General features: G+C 35.9%; 12 protein-coding genes. 10 read left to right on the forward strand and 2 right to left on the reverse strand.

Translation table 11 applies throughout. The annotated features are described in order from the left end of the window. Positions 1-332: 332 nt before the first annotated feature. From AC4AGG_RS13160 to AC4AGG_RS13170, 3 genes are all read left to right on the forward strand, one after another. Complete coding sequence (locus tag AC4AGG_RS13160) at positions 333-518, forward strand: hypothetical protein (RefSeq protein ID WP_489772471.1); 186 nt, start codon at positions 333-335, stop codon at positions 516-518. A gap of 195 nt (positions 519-713) precedes the next feature. After that, positions 714-926, forward strand: coding sequence for a hypothetical protein (locus AC4AGG_RS13165; RefSeq protein WP_489772472.1), 213 nt, complete (start codon positions 714-716; stop codon positions 924-926). Between the two features lie 45 nt (positions 927-971). Further along, positions 972-1,148 (forward strand): hypothetical protein, encoded by a 177-nt coding sequence (locus AC4AGG_RS13170; protein ID WP_489772473.1) that lies wholly within the window; start codon positions 972-974, stop codon positions 1,146-1,148. Positions 1,149-1,216: 68 nt separating this feature from the next. Here AC4AGG_RS13170 and AC4AGG_RS13175 read toward each other — a convergent pair whose 3' ends face one another. Beyond that, positions 1,217-2,443 (reverse strand): 3'-5' exonuclease, encoded by a 1,227-nt coding sequence (locus tag AC4AGG_RS13175; RefSeq protein ID WP_489772474.1) that lies wholly within the window; start codon positions 2,441-2,443, stop codon positions 1,217-1,219. Between the two features lie 192 nt (positions 2,444-2,635). Next, on the reverse strand, positions 2,636-4,177 hold the full coding sequence (locus AC4AGG_RS13180) for a helicase HerA-like domain-containing protein (RefSeq protein WP_489772475.1): 1,542 nt from the start codon (positions 4,175-4,177) through the stop codon (positions 2,636-2,638). A gap of 171 nt (positions 4,178-4,348) precedes the next feature. Between AC4AGG_RS13180 and AC4AGG_RS13185 the strand changes: the two genes are divergently transcribed. The 7 genes from AC4AGG_RS13185 (at position 4,349) to AC4AGG_RS13215 (ending at position 10,808) form a co-directional block, all read left to right on the forward strand. Beyond that, positions 4,349-4,711 carry a hypothetical protein gene (locus tag AC4AGG_RS13185; RefSeq protein WP_489772476.1) on the forward strand — a complete coding sequence of 121 codons (363 nt, stop codon included), beginning with the start codon at positions 4,349-4,351 and terminating at the stop codon, positions 4,709-4,711. Between the two features lie 255 nt (positions 4,712-4,966). Next, positions 4,967-6,976, forward strand: a complete 2,010-nt coding sequence (locus AC4AGG_RS13190; protein ID WP_489772477.1) for a TonB-dependent receptor domain-containing protein — start codon at positions 4,967-4,969, stop codon at positions 6,974-6,976. Positions 6,977-7,106: 130 nt separating this feature from the next. Further along, positions 7,107-7,550 (forward strand): hypothetical protein, encoded by a 444-nt coding sequence (locus tag AC4AGG_RS13195; RefSeq protein ID WP_489772478.1) that lies wholly within the window; start codon positions 7,107-7,109, stop codon positions 7,548-7,550. Next, on the forward strand, positions 7,550-8,158 hold the full coding sequence (locus AC4AGG_RS13200) for a Crp/Fnr family transcriptional regulator (protein WP_489772479.1): 609 nt from the start codon (positions 7,550-7,552) through the stop codon (positions 8,156-8,158). The genes AC4AGG_RS13195 and AC4AGG_RS13200 overlap by 1 nt, the downstream gene beginning before the upstream one ends. A gap of 46 nt (positions 8,159-8,204) precedes the next feature. After that, positions 8,205-8,999, forward strand: a complete 795-nt coding sequence (locus AC4AGG_RS13205) for a sulfite exporter TauE/SafE family protein (protein WP_489772480.1) — start codon at positions 8,205-8,207, stop codon at positions 8,997-8,999. Between the two features lie 97 nt (positions 9,000-9,096). After that, a complete protein-coding gene (locus AC4AGG_RS13210; RefSeq protein WP_489772481.1) occupies positions 9,097-10,509 on the forward strand; it encodes an MBL fold metallo-hydrolase in 1,413 nt (470 codons plus the stop codon). Positions 10,510-10,511: 2 nt separating this feature from the next. Further along, entirely contained in the window at positions 10,512-10,808 is a 297-nt protein-coding gene (locus AC4AGG_RS13215; protein WP_489772482.1) for a cupin domain-containing protein, read from the forward strand. Positions 10,809-10,814 lie beyond the last annotated feature (6 nt).

Genomic DNA, 10,814 nt, shown 5'->3' on the forward strand with positions numbered 1-10,814 from the left:
TTAACAGCTCTTTTTGTTTGGCTTTTTGTAGATAGCAATTATAACCCTTTATTTATAATTTTATACGGACCTGCAATTTTATCACTTACGCTCATAACAAAAATTTTTAAAAAAAATAATCATGAAAACTCTAATTAAACTTTTAAGCGCAGTTGTACTGCTAATCTCCACTTTTAGCATTGCTCATTATAATCATGGAAACGGAGGACTGTATTCTTTTCCACCAAAACATTGCAAATAATTAAATACTAAAACAATGCAACAACTATTGAAAACAACTCTATACATCACCGAATTTTTTCATTAATTATTAACCTATAAAACAAGCAATCATGAAACATTTATTTATTTTTCTGTTGTTCTTTTTCTTAACACAGATTTCAGCAGTAATCACATTTGAACACAGCAATCTCATTGGAGATATTAGAAGCATAACAAGTTTTATCGCCTTTCTAAGTTTTCTTGGTTTGACAGCTTATACATTCACTAATATTAAATCAAGTAGCTATGAAACCTAATGCCGTTGCCGCAATATTCTTCATGCTATCGCAACTGGAATATCAGCTCAAACCACACCTATTACCAACTTTGACAGGGGATTACTTAGCGGAAATATATTAGTAGAAGGTTACAAAGCCTTTAGCGGAAATGGCTCTTCTAAAAAAGCAGATCCTAATGCAAAAACGGTAGAAAATTATTGTTTCAAAAACAAAATGGACGAGAAAATTATTGTAAGACTAAATGCAACTATCGAAGAAGAAGACATTAAGAAAGAACTTGTTATCCAAAAAGGAGAAAAAGAATGTACCTATGATCTGCCAAAAGGCATCTATGTCTATGAAATTGCACTTTCAAGTAAAGATATTTACCAGAAAGGAGAATACCAAGTAACGGAGGCAACACAGTTTACCGTTAATAAAAACTAATTATTATCCGCCGTGAAAGTGGCGGATATTTTAAAAACAACCACTATGAAAACAAACTTAATAAAGAAGATAATCGCAGCAAGCCTTCTTGTTGCTTCATGCTTTTGCACATATCTTCTTTATCTCAATCTTGGCCAATATTATAAATTCAAAATGTTGACTTATGGAATCCTTAGCCTCACAACACTCATTTTATCAGTCGTTGTATATCGTAAAAAATAAATTTCAATAGTTGTTTTCTCCGGCTGCAATACAAGAACCTTGCAGTCGGGGTTTTTGTACCTATGAAATTATTTGACTGGAAGCTCAGAAATCTCCACATCATCTCTCAACAAAGCCAACATAAGGTCATTTTTGAGGTTGGTGCTTACAGATTTGAGGTCAATTTTTAGATTCTTGATGTTCTTCAAAGTTTTGATTTGATGAAAAAGTTCATAAAAACCAAAACCCGTCACCTTCCCATTTTCAAAAACAAGAAACGTTTTCTCTCCTAAAGTTCGCCCAGGAATGGTCCAGATTTCATTCCTTTTGGACAAACTAATTTTTGATTTCAAAACTTCGGGGTCGTGATAAGCCTCAATGCCATTAATAAAATTTAAAGCTTTGGAACCTTGCGTATAGGAACGAAACCTTAATATGGGCTGCAACTTCTTCTCCAAAGTATTTTTTTCCACCACCCATTTTCCGTTTCGCTCGTAGAGGCCAAAAGGCAATTTCTCGGTTTTATGAAAACCTTTTGCTCCCATCATTAATTGGGCTACAAGATGATTACCCGCCAATTCATACTGAATCTGTTCCGTCTCTTGCTGAATCTTTTCCCATCTTTTAGATTTGGAATTAAAGATTTTTTTCGAAATTTTATTTATATCCTGAACAAAATCCGAATAAAGAATTTTACCCGTCTCATTCTGCATATACAAAATACCTTGCTCGTTCGGCAAATCCTGCGTTAGCTCTTTAATTTTATTGATATAGGTTTTGGCGTTTGTCTCATGATAATGCTGCAAAATGATTTCATTTTGATGATCTTTGGTCATCAACAACCGAAACAAGTCCAATGTCGCTCTCGCATCTCCTCCTGCTCGGTGATGGTCTGTTAATGGGATTCCCAAAGATTTTACCAATTTTCCCAAAGAATAGCTTTCGGCTTCGGGAAGAAGTTTTTGCGCCAAAGGAAGCGTGTCAATCGTATTAATTTTGAAATCATATCCTAACCTTTTGAAAGACTGTCGAAGCATACGATAATCAAAATCAATATTATGACCTACCAAAACGGTATCGCCTATGATCTCAACTATTCTCTTGGCTATTTCGTGAAATTTAGGTGCAGTTTTGACCATTTTTGTAGTAATACCTGTTAGCTTTTGCACAAAAGGAGTAATCTCACTTTCTGGGTTTACCAACGAACTAAACTGGTCTGTAATCTTATGACCGTCATATCGAAAAATGGCAATTTCGATAATGCTCTCTTTTCTAAAACCAGCACCATTACTTTCTATGTCAATTATGGAGTACAAACGATTGCTATTTATTATTTATGATTAAAGTCAAAGAAAATTCCATTTTCAATAAGTGGACACACCATCCGATAGCAGAACGACAGCCCTTCTTCAATTTGACTTTTTATAATTTTGGAAGTTACTAAATTAATTTACACCAAAAACACAAAGGTAATAATAAGTACCGTCTAATGCCAATACAAAGCAATGTTACCTTCTCCTTCCACCTAAACCTAACATTCCAAGAATGGCTTTAGCGCCTTCTCGCATAAGAGTATTGGTAAATGTTCTCCCTTGTCTGGAATTAAGAACTTGCTCAAACATTCCGGGTTCTTCTTTCGGTTGTTTTGCCCTTGTTGTTGGTTTTGTCGTTTCAACAGGGGCATTTTGTACCGCCTTTTCCATTCTTTCTGTTAGAATTTCAAACGCAGATTCTTTGTCAATAGGTTCCTCATATTTTGCCACTAAAGCCGAACGAGAAGTTAAATCCGCAACCTCAGCATCCGTCAACACATCCATTCTGGATTCTGGTGAAATTAAATAGGTATGAACTAAAGGCGTCGGAATTCCCTTTTCGTCCAAAGCAGTTACAAAAGCCTCCCCGATTCCTAAATTCTGAATCAATTGGTCGGCTTCATAATATTCTGTAATTGGGTAATTTTCAACCGCTTTCGAAATTTCTTTTTTATCTTTTGCCGTAAATCCTCTCAACGCATGCTGAATTTTCAGCCCTAATTGAGACAACACATTCTCAGGAACATCGCCTGGAATTTGAGTAATGAAATAAATCCCCACTCCTTTGGAACGAATCAATTTCACCATGGTTTCAATTTGGTCTTGCAATGCCTTTGAAGCTTCTTTGAAAATTAAATGTGCTTCATCAATAAACAACACCAGTTTCGGTTTTCCACTATCTCCCTCTTCAGGAAAAGACATATAAACCTCCGCAAATAAGCTCAACATAAAGGTTGAAAACAATTGTGGCTTATTTTGAATATCAGCAACCCTCAAAATATTAACGACTCCTTTTCCGTCTCTCGTTTCCAACAAATCTTCTACATCAAAACTTGGTTCTCCAAAGAAAGTTGCTCCTCCTTGCTGTTCCAAGGCAACGATTGAACGCAAAATAGCCCCCAAAGATGCCGTAGAAATCGCACCATAGTCTCTTGCTAATTCAGCTTTTCCTTTATCGTCTTCGGTAACGTAACGCAATACTTTCTTTAAATCTTCTAAATCTACCAACGGAAGTCCATTGTCGTCAGAATATTTAAAAACAATCGACATGATACTGCTTTGAGTCTCATTCAATTCCAAAATTTTGCTTAACAAAACGGGACCAAATTCAGTAACTGTCGCACGAAGTTTCACTCCTTTCTCACCAGAAATGGACATCAACTCCACTGGAAAACTTTGAGGTGACCAAGGCAATTGCGTCTTAGCGTATCTTTCTTTAATAATGGTATTCTCTGAACCTGGTTCTGCAATTCCAGAAAAATCACCTTTAATATCCAAAACTAAACTCGGCACTCCTGCATGTGACAATTGTTCAACAAAAACCTGAATGGTTTTGGTTTTCCCCGTTCCTGTTGCTCCACCAATTAAACCGTGTCTGTTAATGGTTTTTAGAGGTAAAGAAACGTTCACTTCAGTGACTACTTCACCATTCAACATCGCTTTTCCTAATATAATACTCTCACCTTTTGGCGTGTAACGGGAATTAAGTTCTTCTATAAATTGTGCTTTGTCTGCCATCGTTTAATTTTTTTTCAAATATTAGGGTTAAAGATAAAGGTTTTCCACCAAAAATAAAACGGGAAACTAAAACCAAGCCAAACCCACATTCAAAAACCACATGATTGTAATCATGTATGCGCATAATCATAGAAATAATCGACCCGAAAATGATATTTTTGAAAATAAGTCATGAAAGCATTTTTTGCCTACATATTATCCTTCATTATTTTCGTTGCGAGTTTTCAAAACTCTTTGATTTGGCTCGACTATCAACTGAATCAAGAATTTTACGAAGTTTATTGTATCAACAAAGCCAAGCCAGAAATGAGCTGTCATGGTAAATGTCAAGCAAAAGAACAAACCGAAAAAAGCTCTTCACCAACACAATCTTTGAAAGAACGCTTTGAGTTCAATTTGATTCCCCAAGACTCGTTTGAAATCCAAATAGTTTCAAATGAATTTTTTGAACCAAAGAATGTTATTTATTCTCAACTTGATTTTAATTTAAAAGAAGGATTTTCGAGAATTCTTCCTAATCCGCCACAAGTCTAAATTCTTTTAGTGACGATGGTTTTTTCAAAATTTTCATAAGAAACATTTTGTGAAATGTTGCGAATAAGAAAATTCTGAAAATATCCAATCTGTCATTGACTTCGTCGAACCACTGCGTTGGGTTTCCGACGAAGGAGTGATCTGTTTATTTTATTCAGATTCTTCGACTCCACTTCGTTCCGCTCAAAATAACAGAGCATATATTTACTTCATTAAAAACCTCTTTTAAGGAATTTAAATTTTTAAAATCAAAAAATGAAACAATCTATTATTTCAGGCCTCAATCTGAAATCAATTCTACTTATATCTCTTTTTGCATTTGGCTTAGTCCATGCACAGAAAGATTCAATTTATCAGAATATTGAAGTGGTAAAAATCACCAAATTTTTACCTCAACAAAAAGGAAAAATCGAAACCGAAAACACCGACCTTCTAAGTCACGATGCTGGAAAATTTCTGAATTCAATTCCAGAAATTAATGGCATCCGAAAAGCAGGGAATTATGCAACAGACCCTGTTTTGCGGGGCTTCAAATACGAACAACTTAATCTCATTGTTGATGGCGCAATGAATTCAGTAAACGCATGTCCAAGTCGGATGGATCCAGCTTCCAGCCAAATTAGCATGAATATGGTAAAAGAAGCCGATGTTTATAAAGGCCCTTATTTCTTCAGATATGGTTCTGCTTTGGGTGGAACTATTAATTTCAAAACCTTTGAACCTGAATTTACAGACAGCACGAAAGTTAAAGGCAGATTATCACTCGGTTATGAAAGTAATGGCAACATTTTAAGAAATGAAGGACTTATAACGCTTTCAACTAAAAATTTAGTTTGGGACGTATTTGGAAGCTATCAAAAAGGTGACGATTACAAAGATGGCAACGGAAATGAGGTTCCTTCAAGTTTCGAACGCTATAATTTCGGAACAAAAGGTAATTACAAATGGAACCATAACAACACAACAACGCTTCAAATCAATACCAATCAAGGCCGAGATATTGAATTTGCCGCGCTGAGTATGGATTTGATTTATGACAAAACATGGATGTTTCAATTAAAACATTCAGCAGAATTTCATAACCAATGGCTTCATCATATTGACTTTAACTCCTATTACAGCACCGTTGATCATTCCATGGGAACACCTAATAAAGCCATGGTTTCAGATGTTAAATCGGATACCTATGGTGCAAGAACTGAGTTGATGTTTCAGAAAAACAAAATCACTTTTTACACTGGGCTTGATTACAAACACGAAGGTGCTGACAATATATCTATGACCATGCCTCCGATGATGCCCAAACGAGACGGAACCTCTTGGCAAGATTCCTCTATCAACCAAATAGGTTGGTTTAATGAGTTGAATTATCCTCTGAAAAAAGGAAAAATAACCGCGTCCTTACGTTTGGACTACAACACCGCAGATGCCAAAGACCCATCGCAATTGTTCAAAACACTTTATGGTAATATGAATTCGGAAGATGTTAATCTAAGTTTAAGCTTTGGTTACAGCCATTTTTTCAATAAAAACAGTCAGTTATCAATTTGGTTGGGAAGAACACAAAGAAGTGGGAGTTTAACAGAACGTTTTATCAACCGTTTTCCTGTAGGAATCGATGCTTACGAAATTTTAGGAAACCCAAATGTAAAACCCGAAACTAACAATCAAACCGATTTGATTTACACCTTCAAAAAAGAAAATTTCTACTTCCAAATCGATGGATTCTATTCCTATATGCAGGATTATATTTCTGGTGTCATCAACCCGAACATCAAGCCTTATTCTATGACAAGCCCTGGTGTTAGACAAATTGAAAATATTGAAAAAGCATTTAAAACAGGCTTTGAAGCGAGCTTCAATTGGCAATTTTTACCAAAATACAGAACGGAAATGGCAGTGGCTTATACTTACGCCAAAGATTTAAATTCTAAAGAACCTCTTCCTGAAATTGCACCTCTTGATTTTCGTTGGAATGTCGAAGCCAATTTTCAGCCTATTATTCTTGCACTTAAATATAGATTTGTTGCAAAACAAAATCGCATCAATCCTGATTTTGGTGAAATGGAAACTCCATCATTCAATCTTTTTGATATTGATGCCAAGTATAATGTATTTAAAAATGCTTATCTCATCGGAAGCATTACCAATATTTTCGATGAAGCCTATGCAGAACACTTGAGCCGAACCCTTTCAACAGACAAAAAACAGAGAATTTTGGCACCAGGAAGAAGCTTTAATTTATCTTTTGTTTATGGATTCTAATCATTAATCAAAAAATTATACACTATAAAACCACCACACGGTGGTTTTTTTTATGACAAATGCTACTTCCTTTTTATTTCTTTCCCTCAATTTAAATTGCTAAATTTGTTAACAGCCTAAAAATTCAGAAATGAAAAGAGAAAAAGTCCTCAATAAGATCATTGAGGAACAACAGAAAGTCATCGATAATCTGAAGCAATCCGTAGATAGATACAAGTCCGCATCTGACATAGACGAGGATGATACTCATGACCCAGAAGATTTATCGCAACAGACCCAAGCCAAAGACATGCAATTACGTTTTGAAAAAATGTTGCGTGATGCCAAAACAGAATTAAGCTTTCTGGAAAAAGAGTTACAAAACCAACATCTTGAAGTAGAAAATGGGAGCTTGATTGAGACCGATAAAAACCTTTTGTTTGTAGGTATTTCGGTTCCTGTATTTTCTATAGATGGCTTGGATGTCATTTCATTTTCTGATCATGCACCGATTTACAAAAGTATTGCAGGTAAAAAAGTAGGAGACCCAATCAAGATTGGAAATAATTCTTTTGTTATAAAATCAATTAACTAATGGAGAATAGCTTTGCAGTATCTCAACAATTATTAGATGAACTCTACCAACTAAGCGCTGCCAAAAACTACGCTGCTGGAGATGTTATTCTTAATGAAAATTCCTATATACGCTCAATTCCTATTGTAACTAAAGGAAGCATCAAAGTTCTTAGAACGGAAGAAGACGGAAGAGAAATTCTACTTTATTACATCAAAGCTGGAGAAAGTTGTGTGATGTCATTTCTTGGCGGAATCCATGGTGAAACCAGCAAAGTAAAAGCCGAGGTTGAAGAAGATGCAGAAATACTTTTTCTACCAACAGACAAAGTCACGGCACTTATCAAAAGTCATCCAGAATGGTTGGACTATATTTTCCGATTGTATCACAAAAGATTTGAAGAACTTTTGGACATGGTCAACGAAGTCACTTTTAAGAAAATTGATGAACGCTTACTCAATCTCCTACAAAAAAAGTTCGAACTCAATAATGACAAACTTATCCTGACTACCCACGAGCAGCTTGCCAATGAACTTGGAACTGCAAGAGTAGTCGTCTCCAGAATCCTGAAACAGTTCGAGGAAGACGGAAAAGTCAAACTTGGACGTAACAAAATTGAACTTTTGTAACAAAAGTTATCATTTTGTAAGAAATTAGACCCTATTTTTGCTCCTTATGGAAATACTAGGATATTTTTGTGCATTATTAATTGGACAAATTTTAGGGCTCATTGGAGGAGGCGGAAGTATATTGACCGTCCCTGTGATGGTTTATATCTTTAATATCAGTCCCGAACTAGCCACTGCATATTCGCTTTTTGTAGTAGGAATTACGAGCTCTGTAGGGTCGGTTGGGTTCATACGTCAGAAATTAGTTAACTATAGAACAGCTTTACTTTTTGGATTGCCTTCGATTTTGGGAATTTTGTTCTCCCGACGTCTAGTACTTCCGCACCTTCCTCATTATATCATCAATAAGTGGGGAATTTCGTTAACGAAGGATATGTTTATCCTCATTCTTTTTGCAATTCTCATGTTGCTTTCTTCCATCAAAATGATAAGAAAAAAAGAAAGAATTAGAAATGCGATGCTACAAACCAACTATACCTTACTCATTTCACAGGGATTATTAGTAGGAATTATCACTGGATTAATCGGAGCAGGAGGTGGATTCTTAATCGTACCCGCATTGGTAATGCTACTTGGCCTAGGAATGCGAGAAGCGATTGCAACTTCGTTGTTTATTATTGCGCTCAATTCCATAATTGGATTTGTATCTTCTTTGGACAAAATTACAGTAGACTGGAAATTCTTACTGACCTTCAGTGGACTTTCTGTCATAGGAATATTAATTGGGGTTTCGTTTTCAAAAAAAATAGATAATCGAAAACTAAAGCCCATCTTTGGTTGGTTTGTCCTTGTCATGGGGATTTGGATAATACTCAATGAACTAGTCTTCAAAAGAATTTAATCGAGATAGAACTTATCTATCAAAATTGTATCATAAGTTACATATTAATTGCACGAGTTGTACGACTTTTGCATAGTCAGAACAAATTAAAAAAGTTATGAAAATAGAACAAATTTACACTGGTTGCCTTGCGCAAGGTGCATATTATATAGTATCAGAAAATGAAGCCGCAATTATCGACCCACTTAGAGAAGTGCACCCTTATCTGGACAGGTTAGCGAAAGATGGTGTAAAACTTAAGTATATTTTCGAAACGCATTTCCATGCCGATTTTGTTTCAGGTCATTTGGATTTGAGCAAAAAAACGGGTGCTGAAATCGTATATGGTCCTACTGCTCATCCAGCGTTTGAAGCGACTGTAGCAGAAGACGGGCAAATTTTCAATATTGGAAAAATCAAAATTAAAGTTCTTCACACACCAGGTCACACGATGGAAAGTTCTACCTTCCTACTTATTGACGAGGAAGGAAAAGAGGTAGCCATTTTCTCAGGTGACACCCTGTTTTTGGGAGATGTTGGCCGTCCAGATTTAGCTCAGAAAGCAGCTAATATGACACAAGAGAAATTGGCCGGACTTTTATATGACTCTCTTCAGGAAAAAATTCTCCCTTTATCAGATGATATCACCGTATATCCAGCGCACGGAGCTGGTTCTGCTTGTGGAAAAAACATGCAAAAAGAGACGGTGGACACATTGGGAAATCAAAAGAAAACCAATTACGCTCTTAATCAACCCAACAAAGAAGCCTTCGTAAATGCAGTTTTAGATGGACTAACAGCACCTCCAAAATATTTTGGAATGAATGTAGCCATGAACAAAGGAGGTTACAGAAGCTTTGATGAAGTCATGAACAAAGGATTAAACGCCCTTTCCCCAGAAGATTTCGAAACATTTGCAGAAGAATCTGGAGCTTTAATTTTAGACACCAGAAATGCAGAAGATTTTAGCAAAGGATTTATTCCTAACTCTATTAATATAGGTTTGAAAGGCGATTTCGCACCTTGGGTTGGAGCCATGATTGTAGATGTACATCAACCTATCCTTCTCGTTACTGAATCTGGAACCGAAGAAGAAGCTATTACCCGCCTTTCCAGAGTTGGATTTGACCATGTTTTGGGATATTTACAAGATGGTTTCACTTCATGGGAACAAACTGAAAAAGAAACAGACACGATCAATAGAATTTCGCCTGAAGAATTTCAAAAAAATTACACTTCGGACTCGTTGGTAATCGACGTTAGAAAGCCAAGTGAATACGCTGCAGAGCACGTTAATGATGCTTACAGCAAACCGTTGGATTGTATCGCCGATTGGGCAGGAAATATTAATGATGATCAACATTTTTTCCTTCATTGCGCGGGTGGATATAGAAGTATGATTGCCGCTAGTATCCTTAATTCCAGAGGAATTAGAAATTTCTCAGAAATAAGAGGCGGATTCAATGCTATCAAAGGGTTAGAAAATGTACCTATATCTGATTTTGTTTGTCAATCAAAAACGCTTAATTAGTCATGAATCTACTAGAACAGGTCGTTTTTAACAATGACAAACCAAGTGTTTTCTCTAACAAGAAAACAGAAAAGCAACAACAAATTGCTATTGCATTGGGCGAAAATGCAGTTCTGAAAAAACATACGACATCAGTTCCTGCAACGCTTTTTGTAATGAAAGGGGAAATCACCTTCAACATCGAAGAAAAAAGTCATATTCTGAAAGCATTCGATGTTTTTGAAATCCCTGTCGATGTAGAGCATGAGGTCATCGGTAACCAAGCCGAAAATCTTTTCTTGATTGTAAAAGAGCTCTAAATTTTA

This window comes from Chryseobacterium sp. CG10_8 (assembly GCF_058117085.1).